Below are 17,937 nucleotides of genomic sequence, written 5' to 3'. Positions count from 1 at the left end.
CCGGAACCCGCGCCCCCGCGAGCCGCCCCGCGGCCCCGGCTACCGCGGCGGGCCCGACGGCTTCAGATCAACGGCGTGGAAGGCGTTCTGCGTCGCCTCCAGCCCCACCCGGACCAGCGACTCCACCACGTCCGCCGCCCGGTCCACCAGGAACGCCAGATCCTTGCGCTCCGCGGTCGCGAAATCCCGCAGGACGTACGCCGCCGTGTCCATCCGGCCCGGCGGACGGCCGATGCCGAACCTCACCCGCAGGTAGTCCCGCGTCGCCAGCGACTTCGTGATCGACTTCAGCCCGTTGTGGCCGTTGTCGCCCCCGCCCAGCTTCGCCCGGAGCGCGCCGTACGGCACGTCCAGCTCGTCGTGCACGACGACCACCCGCGCCGGATCGACCTTGTAGAAGTCCGCCAGCGCCTTCACCGGGCCACCCGACAGGTTCATGAACGACAACGGCTTGGCCAGGACCGCCGGGGCTCCGGCCAACCGGCCCTCCAGCACCTCGGCCCTCGACCGGTGCGCCTTGAACCGCCCCCCGGCCCGCGCGGCCAGCTCGTCCAGCACCATGAACCCCGCGTTGTGCCGGTTCCCGGCGTACTCCGGCCCCGGATTGCCCAGGCCGACCACCAGCCAGCGGTCCACGGCAGGCACCCCTTTCATGCGCGTCAGGGCAGCCCGTTGCCGGACCGCCCTGACAGGTGTGGCAGAGAGAACTACTCGGCGGACTCGCCCTCGGCGGCCTCCGCGGCCTCCGCGGCCTCGGCGGTCTCGCCCTCGGCGGCCTCCGCGGCCTCGCCCTCGACCGGCTCGGCTGCCTGCTCACCGGCGATGATCAGGACCAGCGCCTCCGGGTCGGCGGCCAGCGTCGTGCCCTTGGGCAGCTTCAGGTCGGCGGCGGTGATCTGGGTGCCGACCGCCAGGCCCGCGACGTCGACCTCGACGCCCTCGGGGATGTGGGTCGCCTCGGTCTCGACCGAGACCGAGACCATCTGCTGGTCCATCATGCCCTCGGAGACCTCGCCGACCACGTTGACCGGGATGTCGACGGTGACCTTCTCGCCGCGCTTGACCAGCAGCAGGTCGACGTGCTCCAGGAAGCCCTTGATCGGGTCGCGCTGCACGCCCTTCGGGATCGCCAGCTCGTCGACCGCGCCCTCGAGACGGATCAGCACGTTCGGCGTGCGCAGGGCCAGCAGCAGCTCGTGACCCGGCAGGGACAGGTGCCGGGGGTCCGTGCCGTGCCCGTAGAGGACGACGGGCACCTTGTGCTCGCGGCGGATCTTGCGGGCGGCACCCTTGCCGAAACCGGTACGCGACTCGGCGGCGATGACTACTTCAGACACGGCAGATCTCCTAGGGATCCTCGACGGTGAAAGCGCGCTCCCCCTCACCCGCCCTAGCGGAAGGCGTTACGAACGCGCGCAACCTGCACAGCCTATCGGCTCCCCGCCGGGCTCCGTCCGCCTCCCCGCGCGGAGACGGACGGACACCGGACACCGAACACCGGACGGACGGGACCTGCGCGGACGGGAGCTGCGCCGACGCGCCTAGCTGTCGCCCTCGAACATGCTCGTCACCGAACCGTCGCTGAACACCTCGGTGATCGCCCGCGCGATCAGCGGCGCGATCGACAGGACCGTCAGGTTGTCGAACCGCTTGTCCTCCTCCAGCGGGAGCGTGTTCGTGACGATGACCTCGGAGATGCGCGAGTTCTTCAACCGGTCCACCGCCGGGTCCGAGAAGACCGCGTGCGTCGCCGCCACCACCACGTCGGTCGCACCCTGCTCGTACAGCGCGTCCGCCGCCTTGCAGATCGTGCCCGCCGTGTCGATCATGTCGTCGATCAGCACACAGGTACGGCCCCGCACCCGGCCGACCACCTCGTTCACCTTCACCTGGTTGGCCACGTCCAGATCCCGGCGCTTGTGGATGAAGGCCAGCGGAGTGCCCAGCGTGTCCGCCCAGCGCTCCGAGAGCCGCACCCGGCCGGTGTCCGGCGACACGACCGTGGTGTTGACCAGGTCCAGCTTGTCCTTGAGGTAGTTGACCAGCACCGGCATCGCGAACAGGTGGTCCACCGGGCCGTCGAAGAAACCCTGGATCTGCGAGGTGTGCAGGTCGATCGACATCAGCCGGTCGGCGCCGGCGGTCTTGAACAGGTCGGCCATCAGCCGGGCCGTGATCGGCTCGCGGCCCCGGCCCTTCTTGTCCTGCCGGGCGTAGCCGAAGAAGGGCATGATCACGGTGATCCGCTTGGCGGAGGCGCGCTTGAGCGCGTCCACCATGATCAGCTGCTCCATGATCCACTGGTTGATCGGCCCGGTGTGGCTCTGGATGACGAACGCGTCGCTGCCCCGGACCGACTCCTGGTAACGCGCGTAGATCTCACCGTTGGCGAAATCCCGCAGCGTGGTCGGGCTCGTGCCGATCCCCAGGTGGCTGGCCACCTCCTCCGCCAGCTCCGGATATCCGCGCCCGGAGAAGAACATCAGTTTCTTCTCGCCGGTCTGCTTGATGCTGCTCATTCGGAGGTGCTCCCCTGCTGATCTCCGGCCTCGGCGGCCCGCTGCGCCGCCTGCGCCGATCTGGTGCCCGGGCGCTTGCGCACCGTCCACCCTTCAATATTGCGCTGCCGACCGCGGGCCACCCCGATCGCCCCGGCGGGGACGTCGGAGTCGATGACCGAACCCGCGGCGGTGTAGGCGCCGTCGCCGATGTTCACCGGCGCGACGAGCATGGTGTCGCACCCGACGAAGGCGTGGTCGCCCACCGTCGTGTGGTGCTTGTTCACTCCGTCGTAGTTGACGAAGACCGAGGACGCGCCGATGTTCGCGCCGACGCCGATCGTGGCGTCGCCCACATAGGACAGGTGCGGCACCTTCGAGCCCTCACCCACCCGGGCGTTCTTCAGCTCGACGTACGTCCCCGCCTTGGCCTTGCGGGCCAGCACGGTGCCCGGCCGCAGGTAGGCGTACGGCCCGACCGTCGCCTCCGGCCCCACCTCCGCCTCCGCGCAGACCGCGTTGCGGACCACCGCCCCCTCGCCGACGACCGTGTCGGTCAGCGTCGAGGCCGGGCCGATCTCGGCCCCCTCCCCGACCACCGTACGGCCCTGCAGCTGGGTGCCCGGATGGACCACCACGTCCTGCCCCAGCACGACGTCCACGTCCACCCACGTGCTGGCCGGGTCGACCACCGTCACACCCGCCCGCATGTGCCCCTCCAGCAGCCGGGCGTTGAGCACCCGGCGCGCGAAGGCCAGCTGCACCCGGTCGTTGACGCCCTCCACCTCGACGTAGTCCGCCGCGACGTGCGCGCCGACCCGGTGCCCGTCCTCGCGCAGGATGGACAGCACGTCGGTGAGGTACTCCTCGCCCTGGGCGTTGGAGGCCGAGACCCGCTTGACCGCGTCGGCCAGCAGCAGGCCGTCGAACGCGTAGACGCCGGAGTTCATCTCCCTGATCGCCCGCTGCTCCGGGCTCGCGTCCTTCTCCTCGACGATCGCCAGGACCGCCCCCGAGGAGTCGCGGACGATCCGCCCGTACCCGTACGGGTCGGGGACCTCCGCGGTGAGCACGGTGACGGCGTTGCCGTCCTCGGCGTGCCGCTCCAGCAGCCCCGCCAGGGTGCCGGTGCGCAGCAGCGGCGTGTCCCCGTAGGTCACCAGGACCGTGCCGGCGACCGTGCCGACGGCCTCCAGGACCGTCCGCACCGCGTGGCCGGTCCCCTTCTGCTCCTCCTGGACCACGGCCAGCGCGTCGGGGCTGCTCACCTCCAGATGCGCCCGGACCCGCTCCCGCTCGTGGCCGATGACGACGATCAGCCGCTCGGGCTCCAGCCCTCGGGCGGCGGTGAGCATGTGGTCGACCAGCGTGCGACCGCACAGCTCATGAAGGATCTTCGGTGTTCTCGACTTCATCCGGGTGCCCTCGCCTGCGGCGAGGACGATGACGGCGGCCGGGCGCGGCACACTCACGGGCGAGGCTCCCTCGGCATCGCGGCTGAGACATGACGAAACGGGGTGACCGACGGCTACCCCCAGGGCACCGCACCGTCACCCGCTCGACAACGTGAGGATACCTTCCCCCCGGGAATCCCCCCAGCCGACCAGCCGCCCACCAAACCGGACAAACATCACAGTTCCGCCGCCTGGACTCGAACCAGGACACCCCGACACCAAAAGACGGTGGGCTGCCAATTACCCTACGGCGGATCATTCGGACAAGACCGACGAGTTGATCACCCATCGAGACAAGCCTGCCTCTACCTTACCGGGGACGACGGTCTTCCGCCGATCGAGATCCGCCAACTCCTGTCGGCTCGCCGGACGATCGGCTTCGGGACAGCGCACTCGCTCCCCTCCGACGGGGGATGACTTCCGCGCATCACTCCGGCAGCCCATCCCTCGATCATTCTGTAGACCTCCAGAGACTTCAGCACGTCGATCCGGAGACAGCCTCGGTAGTCGACTCCCGTGTTGCGCCGCACTGTCTGGAGGTTATGTCGCTTGAGAGTTGCGCGCCGAAACTGACCCGGCTCCGCACCGGTCAGGTCGAGCCAGAATCTCTCGGCAGCCTCGACGTCGGCGCTCTCGTGAATGTGGACCCGGAAGTAGAGGCGATCCCTCGACACGCCCGCGACGTCCATGAAGCGGAGAAACAGGAGAATGAGTCCGGGGTCGCTGTTGATGAACGTGACATGGTTGGACTCGCGGTAAGGCTTGTTCTTGTAACCCTCACACCAATAGGCGACGGCCCCTGCGATGAGGATCTCGCGATCGGTCAACCACCCCATCCCGGCGGCCGCTGCGTCGGAAATGCCCTGGCGGGCAGCCCGACGGATCTCCCGCTCCTGTTCCCAGTAGCGCTCCACACCTTCTACATTCCGCCTCCTGGCCTCCTCTCGGCTCAGCCTCCCAGTCCTCGGCAGATCCCTCACCCATAGGGACACCGAGGACTTGGACACGCCCAGCTCCTCGCCTATCTCCTTGTACGTGCGGCCTTCGGCCCGTAGTTCCCGCGCCCTTAGGTGCAGGTCGTCCTTGGCATTCGCGCGCAGGCGGGAATCGGGTGGCACCGTGCCCTTGAGTAGTTCGTTGAGGGTCCAGTTGCTCGTCAGGCCGAGCGCCTCCTTGATCTGCATCCGCGATCTACCCTCATCCCGCAGGGCGGCGGCCCGGAGGCGGAGGTCTTCGAAGCGGGCAACTTGTTCGGGGGTTCTACTCATAGGGGAACACTAGTTCCAGTTACTCACGGCCTTCAAGTGATTACAAAAATCCAGGGAGCTCCTTTCGAGCCCGATCTCGTTGCCTCACCACGGCAACCGGATGTCGCACGGTCCGACGAACCTCATCCGGTGGCGCGAGGGAGTGCTGCGATCGGGTGGTGACCGCCAAGGAGAGCGCCCATCGGCCGTGGGCCGACATCACAGCCTGCCAACCGCATCTCACCGTCAACCGCTTCCCGGCGCCGCCGCCAGTGCCTCCACCCCCGCAAAGAACTACAGCTCCGATCCGAACTGCTCACCGGCTCCCAGACCTCACACGTACACCGCGCCGTGGTCCGGCGTGTCGGCTCCGGCCCCCGCATCATCCGGGGCCGCGCCGAGGTCCTCTTCGGAAAGGCGAAGCCGAGTGTTCGCCACGGCATGCGCCACGTCGTCCGCTAGATGTAGCCAGCGGCCAACTGACGATGTGCACCCACCGCGTTGAACGATGGCGGCCGCATTCCGTGCGATCGCGCGCAGCCGACTACTCATGATCACCATCGCGAACTCCGAGAGGCTCCCATCACGAGGGATTTGTTCCCAGGCGGCACATCCGCCGATCCCCGGCCTCCCCTTGAGGGGGCCGTCGGGCATTCTCTCTGTCAGTCCGTCCGCTCGAGCAGGGCGGCCTGCTCGCCGAAGCCGATCAGCAGGCCACCGTCCACAGCGCGATCTTCGAGTGCATCGAGGGCTGGTATGGCCTGTGCCGGCTGCACAGCGGTCTGGGCCACGTCAGTCCTGCCGCCTATGAGGCCGCTCGCGCGGCCTGACCACCACGCCAAAGATGGCCGCCGCAGCGGAACAGGCTCATCCCGCACATTGCGCGAGGGGGGAGGCAGGATTAGTGATCAGCGAGGAGGGCAGGCGGGACAGTGATGGGATCCCTAGCAGGCCGGCGCGAGGGTGGCAAGTCACGGCGACGCCAGGAAATCGCTGGGAAAGAGTCCTATTCACCGTGTTGGCGCTCTAGGGGTTCTAACTTACTGTTGCGTAGGTTACGGTTGCGTAGGCAAGTAAGGTGCACCACCTTCCCGATCTCATGAGGTACCGCATGACAGTCGTATCCGACCGCCCCGCGCCGGGTCCCAAGCCGGAGCTCGACCCGGAGCGGAAGACGCTCCCCGAACTCATCACCTTCGGCGTGGTCGTGGCCGCACCGCTGATCGCCCTGGTCGTCGCGGTCCCGTTCGCCTGGGGCTGGGGGCTGGGCTGGGTCGACGTCGCGATCGCCGCCGTCTTCTACGTGGTGTCAGGGCTGGGGATCACGGTCGGGTTCCACCGCTACTTCACGCACGGCTCGTTCAAGGCGAAGCGGCCGCTGAAGCTGGCGCTGGGGATCGCGGGCAGCCTCTCCCTGGAGATGTCGGTGCTCGACTGGGTGGCCACCCACCGCAAGCACCACAAGTTCTCCGACAAGGAGGGCGACCCGCATTCGCCGTGGCGGTTCGGGCCGGGCTTCTGGTCGATGGCCAAGGGCCTGCTCTGGGCGCACATGGGCTGGCTGTTCGAGACGCACCGCACGAACCGGGAGAAGTACGCCCCGGATCTGCTGAAGGACCCGGACATCATCAAGCTGCACAGGTGGTTCCCGGTGCTGGCGATCACCTCGCTGGTGGCCCCGGCGGTCCTGGGCGGCCTGATCACCTGGTCGTGGCAGGGCATGCTGACCGCCTTCTTCTGGGGCACGGTGGTCCGGATCGGGCTGCTGCACCACGTGACGTGGTCGATCAACTCCATCTGCCACGTCTTCGGCGAGGAGGCGTTCGAGTCCCGCGACAAGTCCCGCAACGTGTGGTGGCTGGCCATCCCGTCCTTCGGCGAGTCCTGGCACAACCTGCACCACTCCGACCCGACCTGCGCCCGCCACGGCGCGCTCAAGGGCCAGATCGACCTCAGCGCCGGGGTGATCCGCTGGTTCGAGAAGGCGGGCTGGGCCTACGACGTCCGCTGGCCCACGCCGGAGCGCCTGGCGGCGAAGCGCATTGGAGGCTGACCGGCCCGCGGGTGCCGTTCCGGCGGGCCCGGCGGCGGCCGTCCCGGGTCCGCCCGTCCCGGTGGGCCCGCTCGTCCCGGTGGGCTCGACAGGCCGATCCGGAGGTCCGCCCGTCCCGGTGGTGATGCCCGAATCCCTCCCGGCCGTCCCGGGGGCCGCGCTGGCGGTCCTTCCCGGCGCGGCGCGCGCCGCGGTCACGTCCCGTACGGCGGTGGTCCGGTCCCGTACGGCGCCGGCGGCGGTTCGGTCCCGTACGGCGCCCGCCTCCCCGGTCGCGGGCGTCATCATTGGACATGTGAACGAACCTCGGCGGCGGATGACCGGTAAGGAGCGCAGGGAGCAGCTGATCCAGGTCAGCCGCACCCTGTTCGCAGAGAAGGGGTTCGACGGCACGTCGGTGGAGGAGATCGCGGCGAGCGCCAACGTCTCCAAGCCGGTCGTCTACGAGCACTTCGGCGGCAAAGAGGGCGTCTACGCGGTCGTCGTCGACCGGGAGATGCAGAAGCTGCTGAGCATGGTGACGGAGGCGCTGTCGGCCTCGCACGCGCTGGTGAAGCTGGAGCGGGCGGCGCTGGCGCTGCTGGCGTACGTGGAGGAGAACAGCGAGGGTTTCCGGATCCTGGTGCGCGACTCGCACGCGGCGTCGGGGACGGGCACGTTCGCCAGTCTGATCAACGACATCGCCAGCCAGGTCGAGGACGTCATGGTGGCCGAGTTCGCGGGGCGCGGTTACGACCCGAAGCTGGCGCCGATGTACGCGCAGATGCTGGTGGGCATGGTGGCGCTGACCGGCCAGTGGTGGCTGGACGTGCGCAGGCCGTCGCGGGAGGAGGTGGCCGCGCACCTGGTGAACCTCTCCTGGAACGGCCTGACGGGCCTGGATCCGCGTCCCCGGCTGACGGCGAGCTCCCAGGAGGCGGAGCGGCGGCGTCCGGTGGTGCCGCGGCCGACGGAGAAGGAGCTGCGCGAGCGGGAGAAGGCGCGCGAGCGGGAGTTCAAGGAGCTGGAGAAGATCCGCGAGCGGGAGCAGCGCGAGGCGGAGAAGCTGGCCCGGGAGCAGGAGAAGGCGCGGCAGCGGGAGGCGCGGGAGCGGGAGAAGGCGCGCGAGCGGGAGCTCAAGGAGCAGGAGCGGTTGCTGCGCGAGCAGGAGAAGGCCCGTGAGCGGGAGCTCAAGGAGCTGGAGAGGATCCGGCTCCGGGAGGCGAAGGCGGCCGAGCGGGAGGCCGCGAGGCTGGCGAAGGCGGCCGAGCGCGGGGCGGATCAGGAGGCTTCCCGCTCCCGGGAGTGAGTCTCCCGGCCCGGGGGGAGTCCCACTTCCGGGAGGGAGCCTCCCATTTCCCGGGGGCCTCCCGGCCTGGGAGTGAGCCTTCCCGCCCTTGTGAGTGAGGAGGCGGGGGAAGCAACAGCGTCCGTTGAGCCGCAGTTAACGTTATGTTCAACGAAAGCGGGCATTCTGGTCATATGTCCGCAGAACCCGCGCCCCCCTCTCCGGAAGGGCTGCCTCTCCCCCAGGAGCGTTTCCTCAACCGCGAGGAGAGCTGGCTCCAGTTCAACCAGCGTGTCCTGGAGATGGCGGAGGATCCGTCCCTGCCGCTGCTGGAGAGAGTCAGGTTCCTGGCGATCTTCGCCGGCAACCTGGACGAGTTCTTCCGCGTCCGGGTGGCCGGCTTGAAGCGCCGGATGGCCACCGGTCTGCTGCTCCGTACCAAGAGCGGGCTGAAGCCGCGTGAGGAGCTGGCGAGGATCGCGGCGATCGCCGACGGCCTCGCGCGGCGGCACGCGGCCTGCTTCCACGAGAGGGTGCGCCCGCAGCTCACCGCCGAGGGCATCGCGATCGTCCGCTGGAACGACCTGAGCCGCGACGAGCGCACCGGGATGCGCAAGCTGTTCCGCGAGCGGATCCGGCCGGTGCTGACGCCGCTCGCCGTCGATCCCGCCCACCCCTTCCCCTACATCTCCGGGCTCTCGCTCAACCTCGCGGTGACCGTCCGCAATCCGGCGACCGGCCACACGGTGTTCGCCCGGGTGAAGGTGCCGGGCCGGCTGCCGCGTTTCGTCGCGGCGTCCAGGGACCGGTTCGTTCCCCTGGAGGACGTGATCGCGGCCCATCTGGGCCAGCTGTTCAAGGGCATGGAGGTCGTCGAGCACCACGTCTTCCGGGTCACCCGCAACGAGGACCTGGACGTCGACGAGGACGTCACCGAGAACCTCATGCAGGCGCTGGAGAAGGAGCTGCTCAAGCGGCGGTTCGGTCCGCCGGTCCGGCTGGAGGTGGAGGACACCATCACGCCCGAGGTGCTCGACCTGCTGGTCGACGAGCTGGGCGTGGCCGAGCACGAGATCTACCGGCTGCCCGGCCCGCTGGATCTGACGGGGCTGCACACGATCGCCGACCTGGACCGGGGGGAGCTGAGCTTCCGCCCGTTCGTGCCGGCGGAGGTCGTGCACGTCGAGGACGACATCTTCACGGTGCTGCGGGAGCGGGACGTGCTGCTGCACCATCCGTACGACTCGTTCGCCACGAGCGTGCAGCGCTTCATCGAGCAGGCCGCCGCCGACCCGAGCGTGCTGGCGATCAAGCAGACGCTCTACCGGACCAGCGGCGACTCGCCGATCGTGGACGCGCTCATCGACGCGGCCGAGGCGGGCAAGCAGGTCGTCGTGGTGGTGGAGATCAAGGCGCGGTTCGACGAGCACGCCAACATCAGCTGGGCGCGCAAGCTGGAACGGGCCGGGTGCCACGTGGTCTACGGCGTGGTGGGCCTGAAGACGCACTGCAAGCTGGCCCTGGTCGTACGGCAGGAGCCCTCCGGCGAGCTGCGTACCTACTGCCACATCGGTACGGGGAACTACAACCCGAAGACGGCGCGGCTGTACGAGGACCTGGGGCTGCTGACCGCCGACCCGCTGGTGGGCGAGGACGTCACGGACCTGTTCATCCACCTGACGGGCTACTCCAACCACTCGGCCTACCGGCGGCTGCTGGTCGCCCCGCACTCGCTGCGCGGCGGCCTGCTGGCCAGGATCGACCGGGAGATCTCCCATCAGCGGGCCGGCCGTCCGGCCAGGATCCGGATGAAGACGAACTCCCTGGTGGACGAGCCGCTCATCGACGCGCTGTACCGGGCGTCGCAGGCGGGCGTCCCGGTCGACCTGTGGGTGCGCGGGATCTGCACGCTCCGGCCGGGGGTCCCGGGCCTGTCGGAGAACATCCGGGTCAGGAGCGTGCTGGGCCGGTTCCTGGAGCACTCGCGGATCTACGAGTTCGGCCAGGGCCGCAGGCCGGAGATCTGGATGGGCAGCGCGGACCTGATGCGCCGCAACCTGGACCGCCGGGTGGAGGCGCTGGTGAAGGTGACCGGCCAGCGGCACCGGCTCTACCTCAGCGACCTGCTGGACCGGGCGATGGCGGAGGACACGGCGACGTGGTGGCTGGGCGCGGACGGTTCCTGGAGCCGGCACCGGGGAGAGGACCTGCAGAGCCATCTGGTGGGCACGCGGCGGTGGAGGTCTGTCGATGACTGAGTCCGTTCGGGCGCGGCCCCGGGCGCGCGACATGATCCGCGCCGCCGGGGCGGTGGTGTGGCGGGGCGAGGAGTCGGCTCCGGAGGTCGCCGTCGTGCACCGGCCGGGGTACGGCGACTGGTCCCTGCCGAAGGGCAGGCTGAAGCGGGGCGAGCACGTGATCGCCGGGGCGCTGCGCGAGGTGGCGGAGGAGACCGGGGCGACGGTGGTGCTGGGCCGGGCGCTGCCCCCGGCCCACTACATGAAGGGCGGCCGGCTCAAGCGGGTCGACTACTGGGTGGCGCGGGCGGTCGCCGAGGGGGAGCCCACCGCGGCGGACGAGGTGGACGAGGTGGCCTGGCTGCCGATGGAGGAGGCGCGGCGGCGGCTGACCTACGAGCAGGACGCCGAGCTGCTCCGGTCGCTGCTCCGGTCACTGCCCGGGACCCCGCTGGCGACCGTGCCGCTGGTCCTCGTCCGGCACGGCGTGGCGGGCTCGCGGGACGCGTGGGAGGGCGACGACGATCTGCGTCCCCTGGACGGGAGCGGGAGGGCGCAGGCGGAGCGGCTGGCGGACGCGCTGGCGGGCTACCGCCCGGTGGAGCTGGTCAGCTCGCCGAGCCTGCGGTGCGTGCAGACCCTGGAGCCGTACGCCGACCGGGCGGGCCTGGGGATCCGCCGCGAGCCGCTGCTCTCGGAGGGGCGTCACGACCCGGATGAGACGCTGCGGGCCGCGTCGGCGGTGCTGGAGTCGGGCGCGCCGACGGTGCTGTGCAGTCACGGCAAGGTGCTCCCGGAGCTGATCGCGGGCCTTGTCGGCGGGCCGGACGAGGTGCGGCTCGACAAGGGCGCGTTCCTGGTCGTGCACCGGGCGGACGGCCGGATCGTCGCCACGGACCGCCATCCCGCCTGAGCCAGGTGGGGACGGCCCCGCGGGGGCGGGCCGTCACCTCCGGCTCGGCGGATCACAGGAGCTTCGCGACGGCCTCGGCCGTCTTCTCCCACACCCGGGGGAACTCCTCGCGGGCCCGGTCGGCGCGGGCCCGTTCCAGGCCGGTCAGGACGCCGTAGGTGAAGGTGTCCTCCCCGGCCCGCCGCGCGGCGCGGGCCTCGGCCGCCAGCCGCCGCTGGGCCACCACGCCGTCCTGGTGGGCGCCGAGCACCTCCTGTACGGCCTCCGCCCGCTCGGCCAGCTCGGTCATGCCGAGTGATTCGGCGGTGTAGCGGGCCCGTTTGGCGGCCTTGCGCACCCCGTGCAGGGCGGTCTCCCGCTCGGCGGGGTCCTCCGCCTCCCGGGCGGCCTGGGCGGCGCCGTAGGCGCGGGTGACGCGCTGCCAGCTCTTGGCCGCGACGGCGGTGAGGGAGGCGGCCGGCCGGGCGGCGACCTTGGTGAGCGCGGGGGTGGCGAGGAGGTCATCGAGGGCGTCGAGCAGGGCGAAGTAGCGTTCGCCGCCGAGTGCCTCCCTGATGCGGTCGTGGGCCTCGTGCTCGTCGTCGAGCAGGCCGGAGCCGAGGCGGGCGCGGACCGGGCCCGCGACCAGGTCCGGGTCCAGGCCGTCCAGGGCGCGGGAGAGGCGCTCCGCGATGACCTCCAGGTCGCGGGCCTCGCCGAGGACCTCGCCCAGCCATTTGAGTTCGTCCCGCAGCGGGCGGGTCCCGGTGACGATCCCCTTGAACGACTTCAGGGCGCTGCGCAGCCGGCGGCAGGCGACGCGCATCTTGTGGACGGCGTCCTCCTCGTTCCGGCGCACCAGGGGGTCCTGGGCGAGCAGGGCGGTGACCTGGGCGGCCAGGTAGCCGACGACGGCCTCTCCGGCGCTGCCCGGCGCGGTCGGCGCGATCTGCGGGCGGGGGATCTCGCGGGCGGCTCCGAGCAGGCGGGCGAGTTTGCTGGCCGATCCGGCGGGGCTCGCCCCGGCCTTGCGGAGCCGTTTGCCGACCTTGCGCAGGAGCTTCTCGTCGCCTTCGACCAGTTCGGCCTCGACCTCGCGCCAGCGTTCGACGTGCGGTTCGCCGCCGAGCACGGTGCCTTTGACCCGGTCGTCGGCGATCTCCACCAGGCGGACGCCCGCGCCGTTGCGCAGGTGGGTGACGGAGCGGCGGGTGTCGAGTTCGGCGATCTGGGTGAGGGGGGCGCCTCTGGTGTAGGCGAGGACGAGGTCGGCCAGCTCGGCCGGGACGGTCTTGGCGCCGGGGGTCGGCGGGTGGGTGATCTCCTGCCGGACGCCCTTGGCCTTGGGCAGTTTGAGGTGCCAGCCGGGGTCGGAGCCCCCTCTGCGGCGGCGGAGGGTGATGCCGCGGGCGGCGAGCCTCAGATCGGGGGTGTCGAAGTAGACCGCGACCAGCCGGTGGGACTCGGGGCCGGCGATCTCGTCGCAGCCGGGCAGTCCCGTCAGGTCGGGGAGCTCGTAGCCCTCCGGGACGTCGAACTTGTCCTCGATCTCCATCGCCACGGGATCACCCCTTTTGCCGGACCGTCTACCACGTTATCCAAGGGCTCACCGATGGTCCGTCATCCATCGGCGGCGATCTTGCGCACCACGGCGAAGACGCGCCGGAAGGGGAAGGGCGTGCCGTACGGCCGGCGGGGGTAGGCCTCGTTCAGCAGGATCCCGCAGTCGGCGAGGAACTCCTCGTGCTCGGCCTCGGGCAGGCGGTCGAGCATGGGGCGCAGGGCGGTGCCCGCGATCCAGCCGAGGACGGCGTTGCGGCCCGGCAGGACGTGCAGGTAGGTGGTCTCCCAGGCGTCCACCTCGCGGTCCGGCCCGGCGAGCAGGTCCAGGTAGTCGGCGGGGCCGCCCACCGGGTCGTGCCGGAGCAGGTCGCCGAGCCACTCGAACCATTTGACCCGGATCACCTCGCGGACCGCCTCGTGGCTGGGCGCGTGGAAGTTGCCGGGGACCTGGAAGGCGAGCCACCCGCCGGGGGCGAGGGCCTCCACCCAGCGCGTCAGCAGCTCCGGGTGGTCGGGCACCCACTGCAGGACCGCGTTGCACACGATCACGTCCACCGGGCGCTCGGGGCGCCAGTCCGCGACGTCGCCGACGGAGAAGGTCAGCCGCTCGCCGGTCGGGGCCCGCTCGATCATCGCGGGCGAGGAGTCGAAGCCGTGCACCTCGGCCTCCGGCCAGCGCCGGGCCAGCTCCGCGGTCAGCTCGCCGGTGCCGCAGCCCGCGTCGACGACGCAGCCGGGGCGCTGCGCGCCGATCCTGGCGACCAGGTCGTGGAAGGGACGCGCCCGCTCCTCGGCGTAGCGGGCGTAGACCTCGGGGTCCCACATATCTCTTGACATCAAGATAATCGATATCAAGTTAGATATCTCGATGTCAAGACAGATAGACTCGCTGCCATGACCTCGCACCACCCGGACAGGACCGAGGACGAAGTCGACCGCCTGGTCGCCGCCTGGCGGCAGGAACGGCCCGACCTCGACGTGGAACCGCTCCAGGTGCTCAGCCGCGTCTCCCGGCTGGCCCGCCACCTCGACCGGGCCCGCCGCGCATCGTTCGCCGAGCACGACCTGGAGAACTGGGAGTTCGACGTGCTCACCGCCCTGCGCCGGGCCGGCGAGCCGTACGAGCTGAGCCCGGGGGCCCTGCTCCGCGCGACCCTCGTCACCTCCGGGACCATGACCAACCGGATCGACCGCCTCGCCGCCGCCGGGCTCGTCACCCGCCGCCCCGACCCCGAGGACCGGCGCGGCGTCCTGGTCTCGCTGACCGACGCGGGCCGCAAACGCGTGGACGACGCCTTCGCCGACCTGCTCCGCCGCGAGCACGACCTGCTGGCCGGTCTCGGACAGCATGAGCAGCAGGCCCTCGCGGGCCTGCTGCGCACGCTACTCATCCCTTTTGACGCGACGGACACCGGAGCACCCTGAACCACAGGACTCTCTGTGCCCGCCCTGCGGCGGATAAACGCGATCCGCGGAATCTCATTCGCCGAGGCGGTCGGCGAGCTCCATCCACGCGGTCTCGATGTCGTCCTTCTCGGCCCGGACCGCCTTGAGCTCCGCGTCCAGCTCGGCCAGGCGGCCGTAGTCGGCGGCGGCCGCCGCCATGGAGTCGTGCAGCTTCGCCTCCCGGCCGGCCAGCTTGTCGAGCTGGCGCTCCAGCCGGGAGAGCTCCTTGCGGAGCTCGCGCTCCTCCTTCGCCGACAGGGCCGGCCCCGCCTCCGCGGCCGGGGCGGCGGAGGTGCCCGGAGAGGCCGCCGGGGAGGCCGTGCCGGAGCCCGAGGCCGCACGCGCCGACAGGGCCGCACCCGAGGCGCGCCGCTGGAGGTACTCGTCCACGCCGCCGGGGAGCATCGACAGCTTCCCGTCGCCCAGCAGCGCCACGCAGCGGTCGGCGACCCGCTCCAGGAAGTAGCGGTCGTGGCTGACCAGGATCAGCGTGCCGGGCCAGCCGTCGAGCAGGTCCTCCAGCTCGTTCAGCGTCTCGATGTCGAGGTCGTTGGTCGGCTCGTCGAGCAGCAGCACGTTCGGGTCGTCCATGAGCAGCCGGAGCAGCTGCAGGCGGCGGCGCTCACCGCCGGACAGGTCGCCGACGACCTTCCACTGCGCCTCGCCCTTGAAGCCGAGGCGCTCCAGCAGCGCCGAGGCCGTCCACTCCTTCTTGCCGACCTGGATGAACTTGCGGATCTCCTCGACGGTCTCCAGCACCCGGCGGGACGGGTCGAGCTCGCCCAGTTCCTGCGACAGGTGCGCCAGCCGTACCGTCCGGCCGCGCACGACCTTGCCGGAGTCGGGCTGGACGGTGCCGGACAGCAGCCGCAGCAGCGAGGACTTGCCCGAGCCGTTCACCCCGATCAGGCCGATCCGGTCGCCGGGGCCGAACTGCCAGGTGCAGTGGTCGAGCACCAGCGGGCCCTGGTCGGGACCGCCCGCGTGCAGGGTCACGTCCTCCAGGTCGTAGACCGTACGGCCCAGCCGGGCGGCGGCGAACTTCACCAGCTCGACGCTCTCCCGCGGCGGCGGCTCGTCGGCGATCAGCGCCTGGGCTGCGTCGATGCGGAACTTGGGCTTGGAGGTGCGCGCGGGCGGGCCGCGGCGCAGCCAGGCGATCTCCTTGCGCATGAGGTTCTGCCGCCGGGCCTCGGAGGCCGCGGCGATGCGGGCGCGCTCGGCCTTGGCCAGCACGTAGGCGGCGTAACCGCCCTCGTAGCGCTCGACCGCGCCGTCGACGACCTCCCACGTCCGGGTGGAGACCGCGTCGAGGAACCACCGGTCGTGGGTGACGACCACCAGCGCGGTCCGCCGGGCGGACAGGTGCCTGGCCAGCCAGTCGATGGCCTCGATGTCCAGGTGGTTGGTGGGCTCGTCCAGGATGATCAGGTCGTGCTCTTCGATGAGGAGCCGGGCCAGGGCCGTACGGCGCCGCTCACCGCCGGACAGGCTCCGCGCCGGGGCGGTCAGGTCGATGTCGCCGAGCAGGTTGGCGAGGATCTCGCGGATGCCCGCGTCGCCCGCCCACTCGTGCTCCGGCCGGTCGCCGAGGACGATCTCGGCCACCGAGCGCTCGGGGTCGAGGTCGTCGCCCTGCGACAGGGTGCCGACGTGCAGGCCGCGGTTGTGCGTGACCCGGCCCTCGTTGGGCTTCAGGTGGCCGGCGATCACCGAGATCAGCGTCGTCTTGCCGCCGCCGTTGCGGCCGACCACGCCGATGCGGTCGCCCGCCTCGATGCCGAGGGAGACGTCCTTCAGCAGCGGCTTGGGACCGTAGGAGTGGGAGACCGACTCAAGATTGACCAGATTCATCTTGTCGACAAGGGTATCCGAGGCCGCGCGGGGCTCCGGCTTCCCCGCGGCGCGCCCCGGTGCCGGTGGCGGGGCTCAGGAGTAGTCGGATCCCGGGCGGACGATCATGAGGACCACGACGGCCGCCCACAGCAGGTTGTAGACCCCCGCGAGCATGCTCAAGGTGCGCAGCCGCCCGCCGTCGTCGGGTCGGCGAGGGCCTCGCTCTGCAACGGCCAGATCCACAGGGCGAGCAGCCCGCCCGCGGCGGCGGTGAGGGCCATGGAGACGCTGATCCAGATCTCGCCGATCCGGCCCTGGACGAAGGCCAGGACGATCCCCACGACGGGCACGACGATGCCGAGGACGCCGTAGCCGCGGGTGATGCGGTGCATCGCGGCGGCCACGGCCCGGTTGCGGTCGCCCTGGGCCTCCGGCCGCGGATCGGCGGTCGGATCCACGGTGACCGGGTCCACCGCGGCCGGGCTCGCGGGGACCGGGCTCGCGACGGCCGCGCCCACCGTGACGCCCGCGTCGGTCGGGGCGGTCGGGGCGGTCGGGGCGTCCACGGTGATCGGGGCGTAGCGGGGGAACAGGCTCGCCGCGACGGCGGAACCTCCGACGAACACGATGCCGGCGAGCACATGCACCGAGAGCAGCAGACCTTCCACGGATTCCTCCCACCGCAACCTTCAGGATGGCTGAAGCCTAACAGATGCTTCAGCCACCCTGAAGGTTGCGGTGGGGGCGGCGTCAGGGCCGGGGGCGCCCGCCGAAAGCGGTGCGCACGGTGTCGGCGACCTGCCGCTGGATCGGGTCGGCGTCCGGCCCGAACAACCGCTCGTCGACTTCGGCCACGGCCTTCATCGCCTCCCGCACGAGACGCTCGCCCTCGGGCGTGAGCTCGATGGCCGAGGCGGACCCGGCGCGCGCGGTGGTGTCGCGGACCAGCCCGGCGCCCGACAGCGCCTTGACCGCCGAGTGGACGCTCTGGACGGTGATCCCGGACATCCGCGCCAGGTCGCTGAACGAGGCGCCGGGCACCCCGGAGATGTGTCCGAGCAGGCCGAACCTGCTCACCGTCAGCCCGAGCGGTGCGAGGGCGGCGCCCAGTTCGGACTCGATCCGGTGCGCCAGGGTGAGCAGCACGATGGAGGGGCTGGTCTCCGGCGGGCCCGGCCGGCGTTCTCGATCGTCACCTCCCAAGTCTCCCGCACCGCTCCCAGGCGGGCCGCGCACTAGACGATGGCGGGTCCCGGGACGGGGCCGTGGGCGGTCAGGACCTCGCGGGCCACGCCCGCGCCCCGCAGCGCCCCGGCCAGCTCCCCGGCGTGCGCCTCGGAGGCGGCGAGGAAGGCGCAGGTCGGCCCGGAGCCCGAGACGAGCGCGCCGAGGCGCCGTGCCGCGCCGGCGTCCGAATGTGGCGGCCAGGGAGGGACGCAGCCGC

At 71.2% G+C, this 17,937-nt stretch carries 16 protein-coding genes, 1 tRNA gene and 1 pseudogene; 5 read left to right on the top strand and 13 right to left on the bottom strand.

The window, feature by feature from the left end; genetic code table 11:
- Positions 1-39 precede the first annotated feature (39 nt).
- The 7 genes from pth to ACWJ6R_RS03400 all read right to left on the bottom strand — a co-directional run bounded on the left by pth (position 40) and on the right by ACWJ6R_RS03400 (position 5,990).
- Entirely contained in the window at positions 40-654 is a 615-nt protein-coding gene (gene pth, locus ACWJ6R_RS03430) for an aminoacyl-tRNA hydrolase (protein ID WP_449060781.1), read from the bottom strand.
- 53 nt (positions 655-707) lie between these two features.
- Positions 708-1,337 (bottom strand): 50S ribosomal protein L25/general stress protein Ctc, encoded by a 630-nt coding sequence (locus ACWJ6R_RS03425; protein ID WP_449060780.1) that lies wholly within the window; start codon positions 1,335-1,337, stop codon positions 708-710.
- 204 nt (positions 1,338-1,541) lie between these two features.
- On the bottom strand, positions 1,542-2,519 hold the full coding sequence (locus tag ACWJ6R_RS03420; protein ID WP_449060779.1) for a ribose-phosphate diphosphokinase: 978 nt from the start codon (positions 2,517-2,519) through the stop codon (positions 1,542-1,544).
- The gene (gene glmU, locus ACWJ6R_RS03415; protein ID WP_449060778.1) at positions 2,516-3,970 is read right to left on the bottom strand and encodes a bifunctional UDP-N-acetylglucosamine diphosphorylase/glucosamine-1-phosphate N-acetyltransferase GlmU; all 1,455 of its coding nucleotides are present in this window, start codon (positions 3,968-3,970) and stop codon (positions 2,516-2,518) included. Before glmU ends, ACWJ6R_RS03420 begins: the two co-directional genes overlap by 4 nt.
- Positions 3,971-4,134: 164 nt before the next feature.
- Positions 4,135-4,207 (bottom strand) — tRNA-Gln (locus ACWJ6R_RS03410).
- Between the two features lie 50 nt (positions 4,208-4,257).
- The gene (locus ACWJ6R_RS03405; protein ID WP_449060777.1) at positions 4,258-5,136 is read right to left on the bottom strand and encodes a hypothetical protein; all 879 of its coding nucleotides are present in this window, start codon (positions 5,134-5,136) and stop codon (positions 4,258-4,260) included.
- 725 nt (positions 5,137-5,861) lie between these two features.
- On the bottom strand, positions 5,862-5,990 hold the full coding sequence (locus ACWJ6R_RS03400; RefSeq protein WP_449060776.1) for a hypothetical protein: 129 nt from the start codon (positions 5,988-5,990) through the stop codon (positions 5,862-5,864).
- Between the two features lie 320 nt (positions 5,991-6,310).
- Here ACWJ6R_RS03400 and ACWJ6R_RS03395 point away from each other — a divergent pair, with 320 nt between their 5' ends.
- From ACWJ6R_RS03395 to ACWJ6R_RS03380, 4 genes are all read left to right on the top strand, one after another.
- Positions 6,311-7,252, top strand: coding sequence for an acyl-CoA desaturase (locus tag ACWJ6R_RS03395; RefSeq protein WP_449060775.1), 942 nt, complete (start codon positions 6,311-6,313; stop codon positions 7,250-7,252).
- Positions 7,253-7,547: 295 nt separating this feature from the next.
- Complete coding sequence (locus tag ACWJ6R_RS03390; protein WP_449060774.1) at positions 7,548-8,540, top strand: TetR family transcriptional regulator; 993 nt, start codon at positions 7,548-7,550, stop codon at positions 8,538-8,540.
- 173 nt (positions 8,541-8,713) lie between these two features.
- On the top strand, positions 8,714-10,777 hold the full coding sequence (locus ACWJ6R_RS03385) for an RNA degradosome polyphosphate kinase (RefSeq protein ID WP_449060773.1): 2,064 nt from the start codon (positions 8,714-8,716) through the stop codon (positions 10,775-10,777).
- Positions 10,770-11,669: an NUDIX hydrolase gene (locus ACWJ6R_RS03380; RefSeq protein ID WP_449060772.1), complete on the top strand. Its 900-nt coding sequence runs from the start codon at positions 10,770-10,772 to the stop codon at positions 11,667-11,669. Before ACWJ6R_RS03385 ends, ACWJ6R_RS03380 begins: the two co-directional genes overlap by 8 nt.
- A 52-nt stretch (positions 11,670-11,721) precedes the next feature.
- Here the strand turns inward: ACWJ6R_RS03380 and ACWJ6R_RS03375 are convergent, their stop codons facing one another.
- Positions 11,722-13,203, bottom strand: coding sequence for a CYTH and CHAD domain-containing protein (locus ACWJ6R_RS03375; protein ID WP_449060799.1), 1,482 nt, complete (start codon positions 13,201-13,203; stop codon positions 11,722-11,724).
- A gap of 65 nt (positions 13,204-13,268) precedes the next feature.
- Positions 13,269-14,048 (bottom strand): trans-aconitate 2-methyltransferase, encoded by a 780-nt coding sequence (locus ACWJ6R_RS03370; RefSeq protein ID WP_449060771.1) that lies wholly within the window; start codon positions 14,046-14,048, stop codon positions 13,269-13,271.
- Positions 14,049-14,105: 57 nt separating this feature from the next.
- On the opposite strand from ACWJ6R_RS03370, the gene ACWJ6R_RS03365 reads away from it, so the two are divergent.
- On the top strand, positions 14,106-14,636 hold the full coding sequence (locus ACWJ6R_RS03365; RefSeq protein ID WP_449060770.1) for a MarR family winged helix-turn-helix transcriptional regulator: 531 nt from the start codon (positions 14,106-14,108) through the stop codon (positions 14,634-14,636).
- A gap of 54 nt (positions 14,637-14,690) precedes the next feature.
- Here ACWJ6R_RS03365 and ACWJ6R_RS03360 read toward each other — a convergent pair whose 3' ends face one another.
- From ACWJ6R_RS03360 to ACWJ6R_RS03345, 4 genes and pseudogenes are all read right to left on the bottom strand, one after another.
- Positions 14,691-16,511: an ATP-binding cassette domain-containing protein gene (locus ACWJ6R_RS03360; protein ID WP_449060769.1), complete on the bottom strand. Its 1,821-nt coding sequence runs from the start codon at positions 16,509-16,511 to the stop codon at positions 14,691-14,693.
- A 158-nt stretch (positions 16,512-16,669) separates the two neighbouring features.
- On the bottom strand, positions 16,670-17,161 hold the full coding sequence (locus ACWJ6R_RS03355) for a hypothetical protein (protein ID WP_449060768.1): 492 nt from the start codon (positions 17,159-17,161) through the stop codon (positions 16,670-16,672).
- A gap of 82 nt (positions 17,162-17,243) precedes the next feature.
- Positions 17,244-17,639, bottom strand: a complete 396-nt coding sequence (locus ACWJ6R_RS03350; RefSeq protein ID WP_449060767.1) for a MarR family winged helix-turn-helix transcriptional regulator — start codon at positions 17,637-17,639, stop codon at positions 17,244-17,246.
- Between the two features lie 89 nt (positions 17,640-17,728).
- Positions 17,729-17,937, bottom strand: a pseudogene (locus tag ACWJ6R_RS03345) (4-(cytidine 5'-diphospho)-2-C-methyl-D-erythritol kinase); the annotation flags it as partial.

The sequence above is a fragment of the Planomonospora algeriensis genome (genome assembly GCF_977012225.1).
The sequence above is the reverse complement of the archived record's forward strand: the minus strand, read 5'-3'. Positions and strand labels throughout refer to the sequence as shown.